Below are 23,885 nucleotides of genomic sequence, written 5' to 3' on the forward strand. Positions count from 1 at the left end.
GACAAGCAAAAAAGTGGAGGAGAACATGACCAAAGGAATTTCACGCCGCACATTCATGGCGGGCGCAGGGCTTGCGACCGGCGCAGGGCTTTTGCTGCCAAAGGGTGTCGCATGGGCGCAATCGGCAAAGCTGCCATCATCGCCCGTCGCATTGAACGTCATTGATGCGGCTGGCAATCTTGCGCTGACACAGCCGATTTTCGACAACTTCGCTTCAGAACAGAAAGCGCTTGTATCGCGCTTTACCTTTAACAAAGCACCGGCACCGGAACTTCCCGGCAAGATCAAGGCGCAGCAACGCGCCAACCGGATTGACATCGATATGGTCATCGTTGGCCCGGATGCTCTTTCTGCGGGTCTTGCTGACGATATCTGGACCGATATCATCGCGCTTCCGGACAATGGCCTGCCAAAGTTGCAGGATGTCTATCTTGAGCCAGCCTGGCGCATGCAGGAAATGTCGAAAGGCAAGGGCGTCGTCGTATCCTATTACCCATCGGGCCCGTTGCTCGAATACCATCCAGATAAGGTGAAGACCCCGCCAAAAACTGCGGAAGAGCTTCTTGCCTGGACCAAGGAAAACCCGAACAAGTTCATCTATGCCCGCCCGGCAAATTCCGGTCCGGGGCGTACATTCCTGATGGGGCTGCCTTATCTGCTCGGTGACAGCGATCCGAAAGATCCGGTCAAGGGCTGGGACAAGACCTGGGCCTATCTCAAGGAACTGCACAAGAATATCGAATATTATCCGGCGGGAACCGGCGCGCTGATGAAAGAGCTCGGCGAAGGCACACGCTATATGACTGCGACCACAACGGGTTGGGATATCAATCCGCGTGCGCTTGGTGTCGTTCCGAAAGAAATGGCAGTCAGCAAGCTTGAAGGTTTCCATTGGGTCTGCGACGCGCATTATTTCGCAATTCCAAAGGGTGTTTCGGAAGAAAAGATCGCGGTTTTGATGGAGTTCATTAAATTCGCGCTCAAGCCGGACCAGCAGGCCTATTCCTATGATGCTGGCTACTTCTATCCGGGACCAGCGGTGAAGGACGTCACCATCGAGATGGCGCCCAAGGAAAGTCAGCAAGTGATCGCCGAATTCGGTCGTCCTGAATATGCCGACTGGATTGCAAACAATCCGATTGAGTTGCCGCTTGAGCCTGAAGCTCTGGTTGCCGCCTTCCGGCGCTGGGACGAGGACGTCGCAGCCAGCTGAGGCTTCTCGAAAGCGTCGATGGCGGATCCTATCGGTCCGCCATTAGCCGCCTAAGATTACACCACTCAATTTACGGTGCTTGCGTCAATGTCCTTTCAAGAACTTCGGCTCGACCGAATGAGCCGCTCATTTGGAACTTTTAACGCGCTGCGGGAGATTAACCTCACGATCGGTAAAGGCGAGTTCATCGCTCTTCTCGGTCCGTCTGGCTGCGGAAAGTCCACGGCTCTCAATTGCATTGCAGGTCTTTTGGGCACGACTGGCGGGGGCATCTATATCGATGACAAGCGCGTGGATCAGTTGAAGCCCGAGGATCGCGGCTTTGGCATGGTGTTCCAGAACTACGCCCTCTTTCCCCATATGAATGTCCTGCAAAATGTCGGCTTTGGCCTGAAAATGCGCGGACTTGCCAAAAGCGAGATCGAGAAACGGTCGCGTGCAGCGCTTGCACTGGTGCGTTTGCAGGGACAGGAAGAAAAGCTTCCCGGCCAATTGTCAGGCGGGCAGCAACAGCGTGTTGCCATTGCGCGTGCTATCGTCATCGAGCCGCCGCTGGTGCTGATGGACGAACCGCTTTCAAATCTCGATGCAAAGTTGCGACTGGAAATGCGCGCTGAAATCCGGCGCATTCATAACCAGTTGGGTTCCACCACCATCTATGTCACGCATGATCAGGATGAGGCTTTGTCGCTGGCAGACCGCATCGTGGTGTTGCGCGACGGTGAAATCCGGCAGGTTGGCACACCGCACGAGCTTTACGAGCAACCGCGTTATCTCGATGTTGCAGCCTTCATGGGGTTCCGCAATGCGCTCCATGGCAAGGTGCTGCGCGTTGAAGATGGTCAGGCCACAATCGCCGTTGCCGGCAGTGAATTGACCGGCCGCGCGATGGATCAGCTTGTACCCGGCGACAATGCCGTTCTGATGGCACGCGGCGACGATGTGGTTTCAGGCGAAAAGGGTCGCAATACGATCGAGGCGACCGTCGAGACGATCGAATATCGCGGGCGCGAATATGTCGGTATTGCCCGCACAGAAACCGGCATGGAAATGGTCTTTCACGGCCCACAGGAGGTTGGACCCGGGGCGAAAATCACACTTGGCATCGATGCGAGCCACGCGCTGGTCTTTGCAGGCGAGGCTTAAGCCATGGCGGAGAAACGCTTTTCCGATGCAACGCTCAAACCCGGTTTGCGTCAGCGGCTTGCCAATCGTGGTTTCGATGGTGTCACGCTGCTGATCCTGCCCGCACTGCTCTTTGTAATCGGTGTTTTCATCTATCCGTTTTTGTACGGTCTTGTGCTGTCGTTCAATCCGCTGGATGGCGGTGGAGCACTGGCCAATTACCGCAAGTTCTTCTCCGATCCTTATCTTTACAAGACCATTGGTGCGACGCTGTGGCTGGCAGTTCCAGTCACGCTGATCAGCATATTGCTTGCCGTTCCAATCGCCATGCGTGTGCGGCTGATGCGCAAGCAGCGCCTTCTGACGACAATCCTTGTGCTGCCTGTAACATTGGGCACAGTGCTTATTGCCGAAGGGCTTCTGAATTATCTGGGGCCGCAGGGCTGGTTCAGCCGCAGCCTGATCGCTACCGGCTTTATCGATAATCCGCTCAAGCTCACCAACAACTATTGGGGCGTATTCGCCTCGCTGGTGATCACGGTTTTCCCGTTCACGTTCCTGCTGACGCTGTCCTACATAACCGGCATTGACCCCGCACTTGAGCGGGCCGCTGCAACGCATGGAGCAAACAGCTGGCAGCGCTTCCGTCATGTCATGCTGCCGCTTCTGGTGCCGGGCCTTGTTGTCGCGTCGTGTCTCACCTTCGTGCAGGCTTTTGCTGTGTTTCCATCTGCTGTGCTGTTGGGTGCACCGTCAGGACCGACGCGCGTGATTTCCATTGCTGCAGCGCAGGCGGCTTTCGAGCAGTATGACGACTCCATGGCGTCTTCCATCGCCATGATTATGGCGGCGGTGCAGCTGCTTGTCGTCGGTGCGCTGCTTGGGGTGCGTTCACTCTTTTATCGCGGTTCGACCGCTGGCGGGAAAGGATAGACCATGATCCGCGATACATCTGTCCTTTCAAAACTCTGGATCACCGTTGTCTGGCTTGTGACGGGCTTCTTCGTCCTCAATGTGCTGGCGGTTATCACTGCGGTCGTGGTTTCAAGCTTCGGTACGCGCTGGCTTGGCACCTGGTTTCCGGACGGTTTCACAACGCGCTGGTATGCAGCCGCCTGGGCAGAGTTCCAGCTCGATCAGGTGTTGCTGGTGACATTTCAGGTCGTCTTTGCAGTGGTTATTCTGTCCGGATTTCTGGGCGTGACGGCTGCTTATGCAATGGCGCGCCGTGATTTTCCCGGCAAGAAGTTTGTGCTGCTGATCTTTCTGCTGCCACTGCTTGTGCCGCCGATTACCTTCGGTATCCCATTGGCAACGGTGCTCTACAAGTTTGGTGTCGGTGGCACTTTCTGGGGTGTGGTTCTCGCCAATCTGGTGCCGACAGTCCCCTTCGTCATTCTGGTGATGGTGCCGTTCATCGAGCAGATCGATCCCAAGGTGGAAGCCGCAGCACGAGTCTTTGGCGCAGGCACGTTCAAACTGTTTCTGCATGTGCTTTTGCCGATGCTGACACCGGGCATTCTGGCGGCCATGCTGCTTGTCCTGGTGCGCACGGTTGCCATGTTCGAACTGACCTTCCTGACGGCTGGGCCAACATCACAGACATTGGTCGTGGCGCTTTATTATTCGGTCTTTGCTGCCGGTGTGCGTTCGGTTCAATCCATCGACGCCATGGCGGTGATCTACATGGTTACATCACTGGTCTGGCTGTTGCTGGCGCTGCGCTTCGTCAATCCGACGCAGATCGTGGCGCGCAATCGTCAACCTTCTGCCCATTGATGCGGCCAACATTTCTCGGAGTGCATGATGAAAATTACGGCCATCGAAACGGTGCAGCTTCCGCACCTCAACAACATCCTGTGGGTCCGCGTCCACACAGATGAAGGGATCGTTGGGTTGGGCGAGACTTTCCGCGGAGCAAATGCGGTCGCAGCCTATATTCACAGCGATATAGCACCGCAACTGGTAGGGCAGAACCCGTTGGAGATTGATCGTATCTCCAAGCTCTTGCTCGAACCCTATGTGGGTTTCCGTTCATCGGGCGTGGAGATCCGTGCGGCCTCCGCAATCGACATCGCGCTGTGGGATATTTTCGGAAAACTGACCAATCAGCCGATTCATCAGTTGCTGGGCGGTCTCTCGCGTCCGTCGATCCGCACCTATAATACCTGCGCGGGCTATACCTATAACAAGAGCGGTGCGCGTCGTTATATAGGTGATCAGGATGATGCGAAGGAAGGTCCGTATGAGGATCAGTTGGCATTTCATCGCGACGCCGGGGCCTTGGCTGAAAGCCTGCTGTCGGAAGGTATTACTGCGATGAAAATCTGGCCCTTCGATCCCTATGCTGTGGCCAGTGGCGGCAACTTCATTCATGCCACCGATCTCGATAAGGCCTTGGTTCCGTTCCGCCAGATCCGTGATGCGGTTGGCGATAAAATGGAAATCATGGTCGAATTTCATTCCATGTGGGATTTGACATCGGCGCTTGCTATCGCCCGCGAACTGAAAGCCTTTCGGCCATTCTGGTCGGAAGACCCGATCAAGATGATGAATCCGCAATCGCTTGCGGTCTATGCGCAACAGTCTGGCATTCCAGTCTGTGCGAGCGAAACCATGGCAACGCGCGCGCAGTTTCTCGAAGTACTGCGCACCGACGCGACCGATTATGTGATGCTCGACATTTCATGGTGCGGCGGACTTTCGGAAGCCAAGAAAATCGCCACCATGGCCGAAGCCTTCCAGCGCCCCATCGCACCGCATGACTGCACCGGGCCGGTGGTCTTCGCGGCCTCCATTCATCTTTCCCTGAATGCGCCCAATGCGATTTTTCAAGAATCTGTGCGGGCCTATTACACCTCATGGTATCGTGATCTGGTGACGGTGATGCCGAGGATTGAGAAGGGCGTGATCTATCCGTTCGAAGGTGCGGGACTGGGGCTTGAATTGTCGGACTTCGTTCTCGACCATCCCGATGTCATCCGTCGCAGCACGAAAGCCGCATGATGGGACCGTTTCGCTGCATAGCCGATTTACGCGGACAACTGATGGAAAGCCCTGTTTGGGATGATCGCCGTGGGACGCTTTTTGCCTGCGATATCAACGGACGCAAGGTCCATGAGATTGATCTGAATAAGGGGCCATTGCGCGAATGGACTTTTGAATCAGAAGTTCCGTGCCTCGGGCTTGCAGAAAGCGGCAAGCTGGTCATTTCGCTAAGCCGTCAGATCATCCTGTTTGACCCGGAAACTGACGAGCGCCAGACGATCTGGGACGGTTATGATGAACCTGAAACATCGCGTCTTAATGACGGCAAAGTTGGGCCGGATGGCGCGTTCTGGGTCGGTAGCATGGATGCACGTCCGCAACGCGAACCCATCTCAAAACTCTATCGTGTGACAGCTGACGGCAAAGCCGAAATCAGGGCAGAAGGTTTTGAGATTTCCAACGGTCTGGCCTGGACCGCGGACGGGGCGACCATGTTCCACACAGATTCTCGCGGGCCATGGATCGACCGTTATGATTTTGATGTCGCAACCGGACTGATAAGCAATCGCAATCGCATTCGCGAGCTTGATGAAGAAAGCGGTCGGCCCGATGGCGGGGCCTGTGATGCAGAAGGCGCTTATTGGAGCGCTGGTGTTTCGGCTGGCGTGTTAAACCGCTTTGATCGTGACGGCACATTGCTGGACCGTGTTCCAACCCCTGTCCCCGCGCCGACAATGCCTTGCTTCTGTGGGCCTGATCTCACGCTTATTGTGATTACCTCACATCGCTTGGGAAACCCGGATGTACCGCAATCGGGCGGCGTGCATCTGGCAAAGGCTCCCGTTGCAGGCGCGAAAGTCGCCAGAATGAAGGGAGTTTGATCCGATGAAAAAACTTCTCCTGACCGGCGCGTCTGGCAATCTGGGCCGTATGCTGGCACCAAGACTGGCGCAAGCGGGCTATCGGCTTCGGCTTTCCGACATCGCGCCGTTTCCTGATGAATTGCCTGAGGGTGCCGAGTTCATTCAGGCTGACCTCACTGATGCGCCAGCAATCGCTGATCTGGTGCGTGGAACGGACACGATCCTGCACTTTGGCGGTATCAGTGTTGAGCAACCTTATGATCTGGTTGCAAAAGCCAATCTGATCGGTGTGACGCATGTTTTCGAGGCAGCAAGAGCGGAAAAGCAGCGGGTCATTTTTGCAAGTTCCAACCATACGATTGGTTTCTACACCCGTGACGAGATGCTGAGCACGGATGAGCCGTTTCGACCCGATGGCTATTATGGGCTTTCCAAAGCCTATGGCGAGCTGCTTGGGCGCATGATGTTCGACAAGCACGGCATCGAAAGTGTGCATCTGCGTATCGGCTCTTGTGTGCCGGAACCGACAGAGGCGCGGCATCTCTCGACGTGGCTCTCGCATGATGATCTGGTTCGGCTTTTGATTGCAGCAATTGAAGCACCAAAAACCGAAGTTGCTGTCGTTTGGGGTGTTTCCGCTAATGCTTCACGCTGGTGGGAAAAGGACGATGCCGCCCGCATCGGATATGTGCCGCAGGACGATGCTTCGCGCTTTGGCGATCTGGCGGAAACCGGCGATCCGGTGTCTCGGCGGTTTCAGGGCGGCACATTCACAGCCCATGATTATTCGCGTGAGGATTGAGCCAGTGGTGCTTGAACTTGACGCTCATGATTATCGGTTGCGGATCGACCCTCAGCATGGCGCAACACTGCTGTCCGCTGAGTGGTATCACCCTGACGGTGGATGGGTTGCTTTGCTTGAGCCTCTGACCACACCGGAAGCGGGTTTGAAGGCGGGATGCTTCGTGATGGCACCTTTTGCCAACCGCATCGATGGCGGGTGTTTCACCTTTGACGGTGCGATTGTTGAGTTGCCCATCAATGCGCCGGATGAAGGAATGGCCATTCACGGCTTTTCTCGGATACGTGGCTGGAAGGCCATGTCGTCAAGCGGGGACCGGGCGGTTCTGGTCGATGAAGTTGAAAGTGAGGATCACCCCTACACTTATCGGCTGGAGCAGGAACTATGCATTTTGCCTGACGGCTTTCGGATATCGCTAAGCATCCGCAACAGTGGTCCCGCGCGATTGCCGTTCGGTATCGGCCTGCATCCGTGGTTTGCCAAAACGGCGCAAGCCACATTGGAGTTTGCTGCAAAGGGCGCGCCACAGCTTGACGCGCGTGGCTTGCCGGTAGGTCTTACTGTGCCTGTCGAAGGTTTCACGCCGGGCGAGACGACGCCGCTGTCTCAATTACCCTTGGTGAATTGCTGTTTCACGGGCTGGGAAAGCCGGAACGCATTCATTCGTTGGCCTGAGACAGACACGGGTTTGAAGCTCAAAGGTGAGGGCGCGTTGCGCCATCTCCATGTGTTCAATCCGCAAGACCGCGCCGTCTTTTGCGCAGAGCCCGTCAGCCATCTGCCGGATGCCATCAATCGGCCAGAACTCGGCGCGGATGCAGCCATGACAATTTTAAGCCCCGGAGAAACGCTCTCCGGTGGCGCTTTTTTCTCAGCATACGCTCTTGAACCAACGGGTGCAGGCCAGTTTTCGGGAAGGCATTGAAATGACCAGAAAAGCATATGAAGATCTGCGTTCGGCACGCTGGATGTTGCCCGATGATCAGCGCTCATCAGGGCATCGTTCCCGAACCATGCAGATGGGCTACGATCCGGCAGACTGGGAAGGCAAGCCGATCATTGCCATCATCAATACATGGTCCGATGCCCAGCCTTGCCATGCACATTTCAAGGATCGTGTCGAATGGGTGAAACGCGGCATCCTGCAGGCTGGCGGCTTTCCGCTTGAGCTTCCGGCGCTTTCGCTGTCTGAAAGCTATGTCAAACCCACGACCATGCTTTACCGCAACATGCTTGCCATGGAGACGGAAGAGCTTTTACGCTCGCATCCTGTCGATGGTGCCGTGCTGATGGGCGGCTGTGACAAGACCACACCCGCGCTCATCATGGGCGCCACAAGTGCTGGCTATCCGTTTGTCTTTTTGCCTGCCGGTCCGATGCTGCGCGGCAATTACGCGGGCAAAACGCTCGGATCAGGCACGGACATGTTCAAGTTCTGGGATGAGCGTCGTGCAGGCACCATCGGTAAAGAAGAATGGCAGGGGATAGAGGGCGGCATTGCGCGCAGCTATGGCCATTGCATGACCATGGGCACGGCCTCCACCATGACGGTTATCGCCGAGGCGATGGGGCTGACATTGCCGGGGGCATCGTCCATTCCCGCTCCTGATGCCAATCACCAGCGTATGTCGACCCAATGTGGCCGCCGCATCGTCGAGATGGTCTGGGAAGGTCTGACGCCCGATCAGATCATCACGCCCGCAGCGGTGAAGAATTCCGTTGTTGTGGCGATGGCAACAGGCTGCTCGACCAATGCGATCATTCACCTGATTGCCATGGCTCGGCGCGCCGGTGTACCGCTGGAGCTTGATGATCTGGATCGGATCGGGCGCACAACGCCGGTCATTGCCAATATCCGGCCATCGGGCTCGACCTATCTGATGGAGGATTTCTACTATGCAGGCGGTATCCGTGCGCTGATGAAACAGCTCGGTGACAAGCTTGATCCATCAGCAATCACCATCACCGGAAAACCGCTGACGGAAGGGCTGGAAAAAGCGCAGGTCTTCAATGACGACGTTATCCGGCCCCTGTCCAATCCGGTGTATCATGAAGGCTCGCTTGCCGTTCTCAAGGGCAATCTTTGCCCGGATGGCGCTGTCATCAAACCTGCAGCCTGCGATCCGAAATTTCATCGCCATACGGGTCCGGCTTTGGTGGCGGATAGTTATCCTGAACTTAAAAAGATCATCGACGACCCCAATTATCCTTTGACGCCCGAGACCGTGCTTGTGTTGCGCAATGCTGGCCCGCAGGGTGGTCCGGGTATGCCGGAATGGGGTATGATCCCGATGCCGAAGGCACTGCTGAAACTTGGTCTCAGGGATATGGTGCGGATTTCAGACGCGCGCATGTCGGGGACGAGTTTTGGTGCCTGTGTTCTCCATGTTGCACCGGAATCCTTTATCGGCGGGCCGCTGGCTTTGCTCAAAACCGGCGATATGGTTGAACTCGATATTCCAGCGCGCAGCCTCAATATGCTGGTTTCCGAAGATGAACTGGCAGCTCGTCGCGCTGCATGGCAGACGCCTGAGCCAAAATATGAGCGCGGCTACGGCTTCGTCTTTTCCAAACATGTCGAGCAAGCCGACAAAGGCTGCGATTTCGATTTCCTGAAAACTGATTTTGGTCGTCCGGTCGACGAGCCGGTCATTTATTAAGAGGCACCGAGATGTCAGACTATATCCTCCCCGACGAAACGCGCGCGAAACTTAAAAAGGTTTCAACAGCATCGGTTGCCACAGCCCTATACAAGCGTGGCTTGCGCAATCAGTTCATTCAAGGCTCGTTTCAGGTGGCACGCAAGCCGGAAAACATGGTGGGGCAGGCCTTTACGCTCCGCTATATCCCAGCGCGCGAAGACCGCAACCCCATTACAGTTTTCCGCAATCCCGATCACAAACAACGTGTCGCGATTGAAACCTGTCCGCCCGGTTGGGTGCTGGTTATGGATGCACGCAAGGATGCGCGCGCAGCGACAGCGGGTTCCATTCTGGTGACGCGACTGGCTTTACGCGGTGCGGCGGGTATTGTTTCAGACGGCGGCTTCCGTGATGTCACGGGCATTGGTGAACTCGACATGCCCGCTTATTGCGCCAAGGCATCGGCGCCGACCAACCTCACCTTGCATGAAGCAGTTGATATCAACGTACCAATTTCCTGTGGTGATGCAGCCGTGTTCCCCGGCGATGTACTGGTGGGCGATTCCGATGGTGTGATGGTGATCCCGGCACATCTTTGCGAAGAGATCGCCGATGAGTGCGTTGGAATGGAAGTTTTTGAGGATTTTGTTCTCGAAGAAGTCAAAAATGGCGCCGGAATTATCGGGCTTTACCCCTGTACGAAGGATGAGTGGGCAAAGAAGTTTGAGGGCTGGAAAAGCGAGAATAATCGCTAATTCTGGAGTGGATCAAAAGACACCGCTTTACTGAGGCGGTGTTCCATTGTCGCGCAAGACTTCACCGGCGAGATACAGCGAGCCGCCAATAAGAATACGTGGCGGCGCTTCATCATGTGCCCAGCTGTCGCGCAGGATTTTCAACGCATTGGCAACCGAATGAACAGGCTCCGCCGAAAGTCCAGCCTTCTGTGCGCTGATCGCCAGTTCATTGTTGGGGATTCCCGCATCACTTGAAGGGATCGGCACGGTAAAGACGTGGCGTGCCATGCCTGCAAAGGCTTCAAAATAGCCGACAGGATCCTTCGTGTTGATCATGCCGGTAATCAGGAACAGAGGCCGTGTGGAGCGTTCCTCAAGGTCGCCAAGGGCTTCTGCGATCACTGCACCTGCACCCGGATTATGCCCCCCATCGAGCCAGATTTCCGATGCTGCCGGTGCGAGATCAATCAATTCACCATGGGTGAGGCGTTGCATGCGTGCGGGCCAATCCACCACCATCAGCGCCTTTTCGGCAGCCTTGTCGGTAATGGTGAAACCGGCCATCTGCACGGCTTCGATTGCTGCAGCCGCATTGGCGATCTGGTGGCGACCCGGCAGGCGCGGCAATGGCAGATCGATCAGCCCGTCCTCGTTCTGGAAGACCATGCGACCATGTTCCTCAAAAGCGAGGAAATCCTGCCCGTAGATCGACAAAGGACAATCCAGACGGTCAGCCGTTGAAATCAGAACTTCGCGTGCTGCATCAAAAAGCTGGAACCCGATGACCACCGGGCAGTCTTTCTTGATAATGCCAGCCTTTTCGGCGGCAATCAGCTCAACCCGGTCGCCGAGAAACGCCTGATGGTCGATGGAAATCGGCATGATCAGCGATACGGCTGGCTCGGGTATGACATTGGTCGCATCAAAACGACCGCCGAGGCCTACTTCCATGATCACGACATCGGCCGGATGTTCTGAAAACAGGACAAAAGCAACGGCGGTGAGGATCTCGAAAACCGTGATGTATTGACCGCCATTGGCGGCTTCCACGCGCTCGATGGCTTCTGCAAGAACGTCGTCTGAAACGAATTTGCCGCCTGTCTTAGAGGCCAGACGATAGCGCTCATGCCAGTTGACCAGATGCGGCGAGGTATGGACGTGCACACCAAAGCCGCTCGCTTCCAGAAGCGCGCGGCAAAAGGCTGTTGCCGATCCCTTGCCGTTTGTTCCGGCAATATGGATGACAGGCGGCAGGTTGAGGTGCGGATTGCCGAGCTTTTCCAGCAGACCGCGAATGCGGTCTAATGAAAGATCAAACCCTTTGGGATGCAATTGCATCAGCCGTTCGATGACGGCATCCGCTTTACCTGTCACGATTATGCCGCCTTGTTGTCAGCTTCTGGCTTCTTTGGTGCAGGCACTGTTGCAGGCACATCGGTATTGGCTGGCTGCCTGGTCATGATTTTCAACAGGCTTGCTATGGTCGACTTCAGCTCAAGGCGCGAGCAAACCATGTCGACCATGCCATGTTCCATCAGATATTCAGCGCTCTGGAAGCCTTCTGGCAGCTTTTCGCGAATGGTCTGTTCGATCACGCGTGGACCAGCAAAGCCGATCAATGCGCCCGGTTCTGCAATGTGAATATCGCCAAGCATAGCATAGGAAGCTGTCACGCCGCCCGTGGTCGGGTTGGTGAGAACAACGATATAAGGCAGGCCTGCTTCTTTGAGCATTTCCACAGCAACAGTGGTGCGCGGAAGCTGCATGAGCGACAGAATGCCTTCCTGCATGCGCGCACCACCCGATGCTGCGAACAAAACCAGCGGACGCTTCAGTTCAATAGCCTTCATGAAGGCCTGAATGATCGCTTCACCGGCACCCATGCCGAGCGAACCGCCCATGAAACCGAAATCCTGCACGGTTGCGACAATCGGCAGACCTTCAATCGTGCCAAGACCATTGATGATCGCGTCTTCCATGCCGGTGCGTGAACGATAGTCTTTCAGACGGTCGATATATTTCTTCTCATCACGGAATTTCAGCGGGTCGACCGGAACCTTTGGGCTTTCCAGCGTCGTGTATTCGCCATTGTCGAAGAAGAAACGCAGACGGTCCTTGCCCTTGATGCGCATGTGATGGCCTGAACCGGGGATCACAAACTGATTGCTCTCAAGGTCCTTATGGAACACCATTTCACCGGTCGATGGATCCTTGATCCAAAGATTTTCCGGCATCTCGCGACGTCCGAGCATCGAATTGATCTTTGGACGAACGTAGTTGGTGATCCAGTTCATGACGTTTGATTCCGTTTCTTGTTCTTCAAAAAACTCGTTATTTTATGCATGTCGTTATCGAAAAACCGGTTTCCACTTTTCCGCGACATGCTCTCTTGCTGCTTAAATGGACGATTTATTGGGCAGCTTCAAGGCGTGTTGCACGAACACTTGCTGCCAATGCACTGACAAGTTTAGTAACAGCAGCGACAGGATCGCCGCTAACCTTGCCATTTTCATCGAGTTCAGCTGCGACTGCGTTGACGATAGCCGTACCAACAACCACGCCGTCTGCAGCTTCTGCAATGGCTGCTGCCTGTTCCGGTGTCTTCACACCAAAGCCCACACAGATCGGCAGATCGGTGCTTTTCTTGATGTGACGTACAGCATCCGCAACGCGGTTGGTATCGGCAATTGCTGAGCCGGTAATGCCATTCATCGAGACGTAGTAGACGAAGCCCGACGAATTATGCAGCACCTTTGGCAGACGCTTGTCGTCGGTGGTTGGCGTCGTCAGACGAATGAAGTTGAGGCCTGCTTGCGTTGCCGGAATGCAGAGTTCCTTGTCCATTTCAGACGGCAGGTCAACAATGATGAAGCCATCAATGCCGGACGTCTTTGCATCAGCAAGGAAGCGTTCAACGCCATAAATATAGATCGGATTGTAATAGCCCATCAGGACGATTGGCGTCGTGTTGTCATCCTTGCGGAAGTCAGCAGCCAGCTGCAACGTCTTTTTGAGCGTCTGACCAGCTTCGAGCGACCGCAGGCCAGCAGCCTGAATGGCCGGGCCATCAGCCATCGGATCAGAGAAGGGCATACCAAGTTCGATCACGTCGGAGCCAGCCTTGGGCAGCGCCTTCATCACATTGAGTGATGTTGCGTAATCCGGATCGCCGCCCATGAAATAGGTAACCAGCGCCGGACGTCCTTCGGACTTGAGCGATGCAAATTTGGTGTCGATGCGTGTGGTCATACCGTGCCCCGTGGCAAAATGCGCGTAAGATAATCGGCGGTTGGTTGGCCGGACATAACCGTTTCCATCCATGCACGCCGTTCAAAGTCGATAATTCCCAGTTCCCAGACACAGGCCATAAGCAAAGGCTGTGCAGGCTCGAACTCAACTTCCTCGTTGAGTTCGGATTGCCAGAGAATCTGGGTTGCGATACCGCCTTCCAGCCACCAGTGCAGAAGCAGCCACAGGCTTTCCTCACCCTGATGCAGAATGGCAAAGCCAGCGCCAAGATGTGGCGTATGCTCAAGCTTGTCTGCAACGGCTGCAATCTGCCTGCGAGCGATGCCACATGCTGCTTCTGCAAGTGGATTGGACGGATCGGCTTCAATGATGTTGAGCTTGATCGTCGCCGTGCCGCACTCTGTCAGCCCGTCGAACCATGCGGCACGCGGTCTGTAAGAGTTGGTGTCGGCGACGATGTTGCTCATCCGGTCCTCACATGTCCATGCCGAGCAACTGCCCGACCGTGTGGACGTCCTTGTCGCCACGACCCGACAGGTTGACGATCATCACCTGATCCTTGCCCATGGACGGCGCCATTTTCACAGCTTGTGCTATGGCGTGCGCGGATTCAAGTGCTGGAATAATACCTTCAACGCGGGTGCAGAGCTGGAAAGCTTCAAGCGCTTCGTCATCGAGGATCGGCACATAGTCAACACGGCCGCTGTCTTTGAGCCATGAATGCTCAGGACCGACGCCCGGATAGTCGAGACCTGCGGAAACCGAATGGCCTTCGAGAATCTGACCGTCTTCGTTCTGCAGCAGATAGGTGCGGTTGCCATGCAGGACGCCGGGGCTGCCTGCACTCATCGATGCGCAATGCTCGACACCGTCAAGGCCACGACCGCCTGCTTCAACGCCGACAATCTTGACGGACGAATCGTCAAGGAAAGGGTGGAACAGGCCGATTGCGTTCGATCCACCACCAACGGCAGCAATGATCACGTCCGGCAGACGGCCTTCCTGTTCAAGAATCTGCTTGCGTGCTTCGGTGCCGATCACCGACTGGAAATCGCGCACGAGTTCCGGATAAGGAGCAGGACCAGCCGCGGTGCCGATCAGGTAATAGGTGTCGTCAACATTGGTGACCCAATCACGAAGCGCTTCGTTCATGGCGTCTTTGAGCGTGCCGTTGCCAGCCGTTACCGGCTTTACTTCGGCACCCAGCAGCTTCATGCGGAAGACGTTTGGCTTCTGACGTTCAACGTCAGTGGCACCCATATAGACCACGCAAGGCAGGCCGAAACGGGCTGCAACGGTTGCCGAAGCAACGCCGTGCTGACCAGCGCCGGTTTCTGCGATGATGCGGGTTTTGCCCATGCGCTTGGCAAGCAGGATCTGGCCGAGGCAATTGTTGATCTTATGGCTGCCGGTGTGGTTCAGGTCTTCGCGCTTGAAGTAAATCTTTGCGCCACCCAGATGCTTGGTCAGGCCTTCGGCATAATAAAGCTTGGAAGGGCGACCGGCATAATAGGTCGACAGGTTGGAAAGCTCGGCCTGAAATTCAGGATCGTTCTTTGCCGTTTCATAGGCTTCCTGCAATTCAAGGATCAGCGGCATCAGTGTTTCGGCGACGAAGCGTCCGCCAAAAATGCCGAACATGCCTTCTTCATCCGGGCCTGTCTTATAGGAATTGGGTTCAACCGGCTTATTCAACGCTTGCCACTCCGTCATGTTCAGGCGCGCTTTGCAGATGGTCTTTCATCCGCAGTCGCAATGGCCTGGAAAAATTCCTCAATGAGACGCACATCCTTTTCGCCGGGTGCGCGCTCTACTCCGGACGATACATCGATACCCGGCGCGCGTGTCTTTTGCAGCGCCTCGGCAATGTTGCCCGCGTTCAGTCCACCGGAAAGCATGTAATCGACACTTTCGTCAAGCACGTCGAGCAATGCCCAGTCAAACGATACACCATTGCCACCCGGAAGGTCTGCGCCTTTCGGTGGTTTGGCATCAAAAAGAAAACGATCAGCAATGCCCTTGTAGGGCACGATCGCATCAAGATCGTGAGCTTCCCGCACTGCAAATGCCTTGATAACCGGCAGGCCGTAACGCTTCTTCACTTCGGCAACGCGTTCTGGCGTTTCATGGCCGTGCAGCTGCAGCATGTCGGGCTTGAGCTCACGCACGATTTCATCGAGCGCGGCATCGTTTGCATCGACCGTAACCGCGACGACTTTAGCGCGGTTTCGGGCTGCATCGCGCAATTGGCCAGCAGCGGCAGGGGTGAGATGGCGCGGGCTTTTTGGAAAGAAGATAAAGCCAATATGGGTCGCCCCGCCATCAAGAGCAGCGTCGACTGCTTCAGGCGTTTTAAGACCGCATATTTTTATATCAAAAGCCATGGCGTTTCCGTCGCACATATTGCTGTGCTACTCAAGCTAATCCGGGGATTTTTAGCTTAATCGCCTTCATAGCCCTCAGCGATCAGATAATCATACGCTTCCATGACCTCAAGGGGAACTGCTTGCGCGATCTGGAAGCCTTGTGCCGGATATTCTAGGATACGCCGGATATCGCCGGTCATTTCGCGTACAAGCATCTCGAAACCATGGCCCGGTGTGGGCTGATCTTCGAAAGCCGTTGGCGGTGCTGTAACGAATGCTTTGGCTTCCGGCCATTGCCGGTCAACGGTGGCGCGAACCCGGCGCTGGGTTTGCGGTTTGGTCACGAAAATCGGACTGATGGCACCGGGCACCATCTTTTCGCGCGAAAAAAGGATGTTTTCGCCAATATTAGTTGCCTTGGGCTCAATGATGATCGCGTCTTCCGGTACGCCCTCGGCAATCGCGATTTCCGCAAAGGCTTCCGCTTCAGAGCTCTTGTAAAGTCCTTTGGTCCAGTTGCCGCTGTGGCCTGTAAACATGAGCCATGTGGCAAGGCCTTGCATATAAAGCTTCGCTGCGTGTGTTGCGACGCGCGTATCGTAGCTACCCAGTCCGATGATGATATCGGCGGTCTGAAGTTCATCATAGATGCAATGGTAATTCCATAGCATCCGTGCAGCAGTTTGAATGTCTGATGTCATGTAAAGTCGATAGCCTGTAATGCGCTGCCATTGCGCTTTAGCCATGCTTTGCAGCGCTCTGTATCGGGGCAAAGCTCATGGCAGAGTTTCCAGAATTTTGGCCCATGGTTCATCTCGATCAGATGCGCCACTTCATGAGCGACGAGATAGTTGATGACGGGCGAAGGCGCCATGCCGATGCGCCAGGAAAACGAAAGCACGCCATCGGAGGTGCATGACCCCCAGCGGCTTTTGGTATCCTTGAACCGGACCGCCTTGGCTTTGCGGCCCACGGTTGCTGTGTGACGAGCAACCAGCTGTTCGATGTCGCACTTGACTTCGCGCTTGAGGTAATCGGCGACGCGCCGCGCCAGATGCGTGGGGTCGCCATGAACGAGCAGAATATTGCCTTCCAGCAAATCCACTGTGCCGCGTCCCGGCTGGTGTGTGATGAGATGCGGAACGCCACGGATGGGAATTTTTACGCCTGCGCGGATGCCTGCCTGATCGGGCAGTTTTGCAATGCGGCTTTCGATCCAGCCCTCATGGCGGATCAGAAAGCTCTGAACTTCACGGTCCGGCAAACCGGGGGGAATGGTGACACGCAGACCTTTGCCGCCAGTTTCAATGCGCAGGGTCAGACGTTTGGCGCGCGGGTTTTCAAGCACGCGCAAAGGCAATTCACGTCCCGCGACCGCATGAATGCGTTCGCTTCTGACTGTCGCCGACTGTTTAGCCTTCGATGAACGAAATAAGGAGAAACCCATCACTTAAGAATAAGCGATTCGCGAAAAAAGCCAGAAATTTTTCTGGTTTAGAGCATAATCCGACTGGAGTGAAACGAGGATCGATAAGATTATGATTAAAACAGAATAGGTTAGAGCGCCGATCTGATTCAATCAGATCGAAATGCGCTTTAAGCAAAACGACGCGGACAAAGCCCGCGTCGTCATCGTACTTCAGTGGTCAAATGTCCGTGACATCGTTGCTGTCGTTCTTTTTGCGTGTCGCTGGCGTCCGTTTGCCGGAGGCTTTGCGTTCAGCCATGAAGCGGTCGAACTCTTCCTTGTCGCGAGCACGGCGCAGTTCTGCCGCATAGGCTTCAAAATCAGCGCGTGCTTCTTCCAGCTTGCGGCGTTCTTCCGCCAGGCGGTCGAGTTCTTCGCGACGCCAGTCGTCAAAAGCTGCATTGCCGGTTGTGCCACCAAAGCTGAAGCTTTCGCTCTTGCCGCAGTTGCGGAACGAGCCAAACATCGAGTCGGTCTTTTCATTCACGCTGCGTTTGAAATCACCGAGACGGTCGCCCCAGATGATATAGGCGAGCATGGCGAGACCAAGCGGCCAGAAAAAGATGAAGCCGAGCACCATCAGCGCGATTGTCGCTGGCGTCCATGCAGGGCGGATCAATGCGGAATTGGTCATGGTATACTCCGTGAAATCTGGGCCGATTGTTGATCTCTCGGCTTGATTTTGAGGTGGTGAACCAATTGCGGCATTTCAAGAATATGGTTTCCGGATTCCCGCATAGCGGGAGCTAACCAATGTGATTATCTCGAAATTTTTTTGCGTAAATGTTCGAGTATTGCCACGCCAAGTCCCGCCAAAAGCGCCCAGAAGGCCGAACCGACACCGAAGAAGGCGATGCCGGAGGCCGTCACAGCAAAAGTTATGACCGCTGCAAGCCGCTCTTCTTCATGTTTGAGGGCGAGCGACATGGCGTTGATAAACGGACCCGTCAGGGCAAGGCCCGCCACCAGCGCAATGAGTGTGGTGGGTAACACTGCGAAGATCGCGACGAGCGATGCACCGAACAAGGCGAAGATGACATAGATTGCTGCATAGACTGGACCAGTCAGCCAGCGCTTTGCATGATCGGGGTGAGCATCGGGACCGGTGCAGAGTGCAGCAGAAATGGCAGCAAGATTGCTCGTTGCTGCGCCAAAAGGGGCTGAAAGCAGGGAGAAAAGACCTGTCACCTGCAAGGAAGCGCTGGTCGGAGGCTCATAGCCTGAAGCACGCAACACGGCAAAGCCCGGCAGGTTCTGTGAGGCCATGGTGACAATATAGAGAGGCAGCGCCAAAGCAATGATCGCACCCATGTGAAATTCAGGCCAGATCAGCGTCAGCGTCGAAATTTCGGGCGCAGGCAATTGTGGCGCACGACCTGACAAGAGCGCGTAAGACATGCCGATTACCAGCACGGCGATAACCGCGAGCGACGGATTAAACAGGCGGATCACGAAAAACAGAGCCACAAGGGGAAGCACGAAAGCCGGGTCGAGCGAGACGGTCTTTGCTGCCGCGATGACGAAACTCAGCAACACACCTGCCAGCATGCCCGATGCAACGGAAGCGGGAATGCGCGATACCAGTGTCGAAAGCTGGCGGATCAGTCCGGTCAGGATGAGGGCAATGGCCGTAACGATAAAAGCGCCAACGGCTTCTTGCATGGTGAAACCTACGCTCGCGCCTATCAGTGCCAGGCCCGGCGTCGACCATGCCGCGATAATCGGCATCTTATAACGCACACTCAGCCATGCGGACGAGGCGGCAATCGCCAGACAGACAGCCGTGACCCAGCTCGCTGTTTGCGCCTGTGTTGCACCAAGTGCATTTGCTGCTGCAATGATGAGAGCCAGCGTAGAGCCAAAGCCCACAATCGCCGCGACCGCCGAAGATGCAAAGACCGAGAAGCGCATGATTATGCTCCTGTCGATATGCGTTCGGCGAGGCCGGAAACTGTACGGATCAAAAGTTCGAGGTCCTGTGGGCGCGAAAGACGATGATCGCCATCGCGAACCAGCGTCAGCGTTACGTCATCGACCGGCAGATGCTCCACCAGTTTCAGTGCGTGTTTATAGGGAACAGCCTCATCCTGCATGCCTTGCAGAATATGAACCGGGCAGCCCGTCTCGATGATTCCCTTGAGAACCAGATTGTGGCGACCATCTTCGATCAGCGCGCGTGTATAGATGTAAGGATTGGGCGAATATTCCGAGGGTTCCTCGAAATAACCGTTTTCGATGAGATCACGCTTTTGTGCTTCAGTCAGCGACGGTTCCACAAGTTCGGCGGTGAAGTCCGGCGCTGGTGCAATCAGAACGATGCCTGCCGGTAACTTGCCAGCCTTTTTCAACTCCTGTGCCATGCGCAGCGCAATCCACCCGCCCATGGACGAGCCGACAAGTATTTGTGGGCCTTGCGCGTATTTTGCATAGACGGCGAGGCTTTCGTCGAGCCAGCGCGAAATCGTGCCCTGATTGAAGTCGCCACCCGACTCACCATGGCCTGAATAATCGAGGCGAAGTGCCGAATGTCCGGTCTGTTCTGCCCATTCGTCGAGAATGACAGCCTTGGTGCCGAGCATGTCGGAGCGATAACCGCCAAGCCAGACGACGCCCGGAGCAACATGTCCGGCACGTTGGCGGACTGCAATCTTTGCACCATCGACATCAATATAGTCTGGTTCAGCTGCGCTCATGGTTCGTCTCCTGATTTGGCAGACAATCTATCAAATGTTTTTCATTTGCCATTTCTGCCCGTCGGAGAAAACCTCACTCCCTTGAAATAATGAGGAATGTGACCGATATGTCGCGTAACACTCCCGAAATACTTCTTTATTCGTCGGGGGTGATTTTCCCTGTCAAAGATGCTATTGACTTTACCGCTCGCTTGACCACATTTCCGCGTTAAACAGCGGTTTGATGGGGAAAGGCCGTCGCGGGCCACAAAATTAAGCCGCCTATGACGTTAATAATCAGGAGATAACGACCATTCGCCGACCGTTCAGAGCGACGCCGGTCCAGAAAGACGGACCGCGCTCCAACCGTGATATCCGGGTTCCCCGGGTCCAGCTTATTGATGCCGAAGGCCACAACCACGGCAGTATCCCGACGCAGGACGCCATTGCGATGGCAGAAGAAGCGGGCCTCGATCTCGTTGAGATCGTGCCGAACGCTGAACCGCCTGTGTGCAAGATCGTGGATCTTGGCAAGCTGAAGTATCAGAATCAGAAAAAAGCCTCCGAAGCACGCAAGAAGCAGAAAACGGTCGAAATCAAGGAAATCAAGATGCGACCGAACATCGACACTCATGACTATGAAGTGAAGATGAAGGCTGCACAGCGTTTCTTCGAAGAAGGCGACAAGGTCAAGGTTACACTTCGTTTCCGTGGCCGTGAAATGGCCCACCAGGAGCTTGGTATGAAGCTTCTGCTGCGCGTGAAGGAAGATACCGTTGAAATCGCAAAGGTGGAATCCGAGCCAAAGCTCGAAGGCCGCCAGATGATGATGGTATTGGCTCCGCGCTAATCGTGAATTCCCGCCTTTGAAAAGCCGCCTTCGGGCGGTTTTTCCTTTTCCAGAATCACCCCACTTTCAGAGAAAACCATGAAAACATTGGGCGAACTGGGCAAATATCAGCAACGACGTCGTCTTGCGATTGCCATTGTCATCGGACTGCTTGTGTTTGCACTGTTGTTTGTGCGTTCACAATCGACAGGCCACATGCATGAATATATCGAGGCATTTGGTATAAGCCTGATCGTTGCAGCCATTCTCGGTCGTATGTGGTGTACGCTTTATATCGGTGGCCGCAAAAGTGCGGAAATCGTGCAGACCGGCCCTTATTCGATGACGCGCAATCCGCTTTATGTGTTCAGCAGCATCGGCGCGATCGGCATTGGCGCCCAGACGGGCAGCATTATTATCGCATTGGCTTTTGGCGTGCTGTGTTACTTAGCTTTTGCGACAGTCATCCGCACGGAAGAGAAGTTTCTCAAGGCGAATTTTGGAAAGCCCTATGAGACTTATTGCGCAAGCGTGCCGCGCTTCTTTCCCAACTTTTCATTGTTTCGCGATGAAGATGAATTGCGCGTAAAGCCGGATCGGCTTTATCGGACATTCACGGACGGTCTTGTGTTCTTTGTGGCTTATCCGTTCTTTGAATTCATCGAATATCTTCAGAACATCGGCACATTGCCGGTTTTGCTGCGACTTTATTGAGTTTGAGGCGCGATTCAGCTTGATTCAAGCTGATTCAGGCATTGCGTTTTTCAGGCTTTAAGCCTATAAGCCGCCTTCGAACCGCCCGGCAGGGCATGCCGTGGCGGTTTCGCATGCTTTTCGGACTTGGTCGGTCCGGGAGTAAAAACTGGGTTCCCATACGCATCAGGCACGACCAGACGCCACACAAGAGGCGTCGAGTGCCGGAGGCACGAGGGGGATCGTAAAGAAGGAGTAGCAAAATGCCCAAGATGAAGACCAAATCGGCTGCTAAGAAGCGGTTCAAAATTACTGGCACTGGCAAAGTTGTAGCTGCGGCTGCAGGCAAGCGCCATGGCATGATCAAGCGCTCGAACAAGTTCATTCGCGATGCACGCGGCACCATGGTGCTCTCGGAAGCAGATGCGAAGATCGTAAAACAGTTCCTGCCTAACGGCCTCTAAGCCGTCTATCCTCTAAGGAGATCATATCATGGCACGTGTAAAACGCGGCGTTACTTCACACGCCAAGCACAAAAAAGTTCTCGACCAGGCTTCCGGTTTCCGCGGCCGTCGTAAAAATACAATCCGCACCGCTAAGGCTGCTGTTGATCGTTCGAAGCAGTATGCTTACCGCGATCGCAAGAACCGTAAGCGTACGTTCCGCGCTCTCTGGATTCAGCGTATCAATGCTGCTGTTCGTGAGCAGGGCCTGACCTATGGCCGTTTCATCGACGGTCTTGCTAAGGCAGGTATCGAAGTCGACCGCAAGGTTCTTTCCGATATCGCAATCCATCAGCCGGAAGCATTCGGCGCGCTGGTTGCAGCGGCAAAGAAGGCTCTCGAGTATCTCAAGAACACCGAGACACCAAACGCTTTTGAAGGCGCTGTTCGTTAAGCCAGCCGCCTTCCCGAAGCGATATTGTTAATTTTGGGAACCCGCGCTGGCTTGGCTGGCGCGGGTTTTTCTTTCGTATCTGGCGTCCGCTACAAATATCACGGATCAAGAGGCGCGACAGGGAAATAAATCAAGAGGCGTCGAGTGTCCCCTGGACACGAGAGGGATGTAAACCAAGAGGCGTGGAGCGCTGAAAGCGCGACAGGGAAGCTAAAAATGAGCGATCTTGAACAACTCGAACAAACTATTCTTGGCGAAATCGTCGCTGCCAGCGATGAGCAGGCGATTGAAGCGGTGCGCGTCGCAGCACTTGGCAAAAAGGGTACTATCTCTGAGAAGCTGAAGACGCTGGGTTCCATGTCTCCAGAAGAGCGTCAGGCGCAGGGACCGGCGATCAATGGTTTGAAGAACCGCGTCACCGAAGCATTGACTGAGCGCAAAACAGAGCTGCGTAAGCAAGCGATTGCCGCGCGCCTTGAGCGCGAAAAGGTCGACGTGACTTTGCCGGTTCGTGAAAGCGCTGCATCGCGCGGCCGCATTCACCCTATTTCGCAGGTTATCGATGAAATCACCGCGATCTTTGCGGATATGGGTTTCTCGATCGCCGAAGGTCCGGATGTCGAAACCGATTATTACAATTTCACGGCGCTGAACTTCCCTGAAGGTCATCCGGCGCGCGAAATGCATGACACGTTCTTCTTCAATGCAGACGAGAAGGGCGAGCGCAAACTTCTGCGCACGCATACCTCTCCGGTGCAAGTGCACACGATGGAGAAGTTCGCGGCCATCCGTGACAAGGAAGGCCGTGACGAACCGATTCGCATCGTTATTCCGGGCAAGACCTACCGCATGGATTCCGATGCTACCCATTCGCCGATGTTCCATCAGGTCGAAGGTCTGGTTGTCGATAAGTCGGCTAATGTTGCCAATATGAAGTGGGTTCTGGAAGAATTCTGCAAATCTTTCTTCGAAGTGCCTTCGGTCAAGATGCGCATGCGTCCGAGCTTCTTCCCGTTCACCGAGCCATCGGTTGAAGTCGATATTCAGTGCGACCGTTCCGGCCCGCATGTGAAGTTCGGCGAGGGCAATGACTGGCTCGAAATTCTGGGCTGCGGCATGGTGCATCCGAATGTGCTGCGTGCTTCCGGCTATGATCCGGACGTCTATCAGGGCTTTGCATGGGGCATGGGTATCGACCGCATCGCCATGCTGAAATATGGCATGCCTGATCTGCGCGCATTCTTCGATGCCGATGTGCGCTGGATCAATCATTACGGTTTCCGTCCACTCGACATTCCGACGCTGTTCGGCGGTCTGAGCGCGTAAAGATCGGATAAGGAA

27 protein-coding genes are annotated in these 23,885 nt (G+C 55.1%); 15 read left to right on the top strand and 12 right to left on the bottom strand.

All coding sequences use genetic code 11. From position 1 onward, the window contains the following. Positions 1-25: 25 nt before the first annotated feature. The 10 genes from C9380_RS00460 to C9380_RS00505 all read left to right on the top strand — a co-directional run bounded on the left by C9380_RS00460 (position 26) and on the right by C9380_RS00505 (position 10,388). A complete protein-coding gene (locus tag C9380_RS00460) occupies positions 26-1,213 on the top strand; it encodes an extracellular solute-binding protein (protein WP_024898407.1) in 1,188 nt (395 codons plus the stop codon). Between the two features lie 87 nt (positions 1,214-1,300). Then, on the top strand, positions 1,301-2,359 hold the full coding sequence (locus C9380_RS00465) for an ABC transporter ATP-binding protein (RefSeq protein ID WP_128092767.1): 1,059 nt from the start codon (positions 1,301-1,303) through the stop codon (positions 2,357-2,359). Between the two features lie 3 nt (positions 2,360-2,362). Next, positions 2,363-3,271: an ABC transporter permease gene (locus tag C9380_RS00470; protein ID WP_128092768.1), complete on the top strand. Its 909-nt coding sequence runs from the start codon at positions 2,363-2,365 to the stop codon at positions 3,269-3,271. 3 nt (positions 3,272-3,274) lie between these two features. Then, complete coding sequence (locus C9380_RS00475; protein ID WP_024898404.1) at positions 3,275-4,117, top strand: ABC transporter permease; 843 nt, start codon at positions 3,275-3,277, stop codon at positions 4,115-4,117. A 27-nt stretch (positions 4,118-4,144) separates the two neighbouring features. Beyond that, positions 4,145-5,344, top strand: a complete 1,200-nt coding sequence (locus C9380_RS00480) for a mandelate racemase/muconate lactonizing enzyme family protein (RefSeq protein ID WP_024898403.1) — start codon at positions 4,145-4,147, stop codon at positions 5,342-5,344. Further along, positions 5,341-6,207, top strand: a complete 867-nt coding sequence (locus tag C9380_RS00485; RefSeq protein ID WP_128092769.1) for an SMP-30/gluconolactonase/LRE family protein — start codon at positions 5,341-5,343, stop codon at positions 6,205-6,207. The genes C9380_RS00480 and C9380_RS00485 overlap by 4 nt, the downstream gene beginning before the upstream one ends. A gap of 4 nt (positions 6,208-6,211) precedes the next feature. Next, a complete protein-coding gene (locus C9380_RS00490; protein ID WP_128092770.1) occupies positions 6,212-6,991 on the top strand; it encodes an NAD-dependent epimerase/dehydratase family protein in 780 nt (259 codons plus the stop codon). Between the two features lie 4 nt (positions 6,992-6,995). Beyond that, entirely contained in the window at positions 6,996-7,916 is a 921-nt protein-coding gene (locus C9380_RS00495; RefSeq protein ID WP_164844628.1) for an aldose epimerase family protein, read from the top strand. A 1-nt stretch (position 7,917) separates the two neighbouring features. Beyond that, complete coding sequence (gene araD, locus C9380_RS00500; RefSeq protein WP_128092772.1) at positions 7,918-9,651, top strand: L-arabinonate dehydratase; 1,734 nt, start codon at positions 7,918-7,920, stop codon at positions 9,649-9,651. A gap of 11 nt (positions 9,652-9,662) precedes the next feature. Beyond that, positions 9,663-10,388: a ribonuclease activity regulator RraA gene (locus C9380_RS00505; protein WP_105705568.1), complete on the top strand. Its 726-nt coding sequence runs from the start codon at positions 9,663-9,665 to the stop codon at positions 10,386-10,388. A 27-nt stretch (positions 10,389-10,415) separates the two neighbouring features. On the opposite strand, the gene C9380_RS00510 is transcribed toward C9380_RS00505, so the two are convergent. From C9380_RS00510 to C9380_RS28840, 12 genes are all read right to left on the bottom strand, one after another. After that, a complete protein-coding gene (locus C9380_RS00510) occupies positions 10,416-11,708 on the bottom strand; it encodes a bifunctional folylpolyglutamate synthase/dihydrofolate synthase (protein WP_210249750.1) in 1,293 nt (430 codons plus the stop codon). A gap of 38 nt (positions 11,709-11,746) precedes the next feature. Next, positions 11,747-12,664, bottom strand: coding sequence for an acetyl-CoA carboxylase, carboxyltransferase subunit beta (gene accD / locus C9380_RS00515; protein WP_024898396.1), 918 nt, complete (start codon positions 12,662-12,664; stop codon positions 11,747-11,749). Positions 12,665-12,779: 115 nt separating this feature from the next. Next, positions 12,780-13,619: a tryptophan synthase subunit alpha gene (gene trpA / locus C9380_RS00520; protein WP_128092774.1), complete on the bottom strand. Its 840-nt coding sequence runs from the start codon at positions 13,617-13,619 to the stop codon at positions 12,780-12,782. Then, positions 13,616-14,086, bottom strand: a complete 471-nt coding sequence (locus C9380_RS00525) for a hypothetical protein (protein ID WP_100558388.1) — start codon at positions 14,084-14,086, stop codon at positions 13,616-13,618. The genes trpA and C9380_RS00525 overlap by 4 nt, the downstream gene beginning before the upstream one ends. 7 nt (positions 14,087-14,093) lie before the next feature. After that, entirely contained in the window at positions 14,094-15,314 is a 1,221-nt protein-coding gene (trpB, locus tag C9380_RS00530; RefSeq protein ID WP_036567543.1) for a tryptophan synthase subunit beta, read from the bottom strand. A 20-nt stretch (positions 15,315-15,334) separates the two neighbouring features. Beyond that, complete coding sequence (locus tag C9380_RS00535) at positions 15,335-16,003, bottom strand: phosphoribosylanthranilate isomerase (RefSeq protein ID WP_128092775.1); 669 nt, start codon at positions 16,001-16,003, stop codon at positions 15,335-15,337. A 56-nt stretch (positions 16,004-16,059) separates the two neighbouring features. Continuing rightward, the gene (locus C9380_RS00540) at positions 16,060-16,686 is read right to left on the bottom strand and encodes a YdcF family protein (RefSeq protein WP_024898392.1); all 627 of its coding nucleotides are present in this window, start codon (positions 16,684-16,686) and stop codon (positions 16,060-16,062) included. Continuing rightward, the gene (locus C9380_RS00545) at positions 16,683-17,432 is read right to left on the bottom strand and encodes a M48 family metallopeptidase (RefSeq protein WP_128092776.1); all 750 of its coding nucleotides are present in this window, start codon (positions 17,430-17,432) and stop codon (positions 16,683-16,685) included. The genes C9380_RS00540 and C9380_RS00545 overlap by 4 nt, the downstream gene beginning before the upstream one ends. A 199-nt stretch (positions 17,433-17,631) precedes the next feature. Then, on the bottom strand, positions 17,632-18,087 hold the full coding sequence (locus tag C9380_RS00550) for a DUF2852 domain-containing protein (protein ID WP_105705562.1): 456 nt from the start codon (positions 18,085-18,087) through the stop codon (positions 17,632-17,634). A gap of 125 nt (positions 18,088-18,212) precedes the next feature. Then, complete coding sequence (locus C9380_RS00555) at positions 18,213-19,364, bottom strand: benzoate/H(+) symporter BenE family transporter (protein WP_024898389.1); 1,152 nt, start codon at positions 19,362-19,364, stop codon at positions 18,213-18,215. 2 nt (positions 19,365-19,366) lie between these two features. Beyond that, positions 19,367-20,146: an alpha/beta hydrolase gene (locus C9380_RS00560; protein WP_100558385.1), complete on the bottom strand. Its 780-nt coding sequence runs from the start codon at positions 20,144-20,146 to the stop codon at positions 19,367-19,369. A 208-nt stretch (positions 20,147-20,354) separates the two neighbouring features. Further along, complete coding sequence (locus tag C9380_RS28840) at positions 20,355-20,546, bottom strand: hypothetical protein (RefSeq protein WP_374844436.1); 192 nt, start codon at positions 20,544-20,546, stop codon at positions 20,355-20,357. Between C9380_RS28840 and infC the strand changes: the two genes are divergently transcribed. From infC to pheS, 5 genes are all read left to right on the top strand, one after another. Further along, entirely contained in the window at positions 20,499-20,975 is a 477-nt protein-coding gene (gene infC, locus C9380_RS00565; protein WP_374844440.1) for a translation initiation factor IF-3, read from the top strand. The genes C9380_RS28840 and infC overlap by 48 nt on opposite strands. Before the next feature lie 78 nt (positions 20,976-21,053). Then, on the top strand, positions 21,054-21,668 hold the full coding sequence (locus tag C9380_RS00570) for a methyltransferase family protein (protein WP_024898387.1): 615 nt from the start codon (positions 21,054-21,056) through the stop codon (positions 21,666-21,668). Between the two features lie 242 nt (positions 21,669-21,910). After that, positions 21,911-22,111: a 50S ribosomal protein L35 gene (gene rpmI, locus C9380_RS00575; protein ID WP_024898386.1), complete on the top strand. Its 201-nt coding sequence runs from the start codon at positions 21,911-21,913 to the stop codon at positions 22,109-22,111. 28 nt (positions 22,112-22,139) lie between these two features. Beyond that, positions 22,140-22,544: a 50S ribosomal protein L20 gene (rplT, locus tag C9380_RS00580; RefSeq protein ID WP_024898385.1), complete on the top strand. Its 405-nt coding sequence runs from the start codon at positions 22,140-22,142 to the stop codon at positions 22,542-22,544. A gap of 216 nt (positions 22,545-22,760) precedes the next feature. After that, positions 22,761-23,870, top strand: a complete 1,110-nt coding sequence (pheS, locus tag C9380_RS00585) for a phenylalanine--tRNA ligase subunit alpha (RefSeq protein WP_024898384.1) — start codon at positions 22,761-22,763, stop codon at positions 23,868-23,870. The last annotated feature ends 15 nt before the right edge of the window (positions 23,871-23,885 follow it).

This window comes from Brucella pituitosa (assembly GCF_003049685.1).
Taxonomy (GTDB): Bacteria; Pseudomonadota; Alphaproteobacteria; order Rhizobiales; family Rhizobiaceae; genus Brucella; species Brucella pituitosa.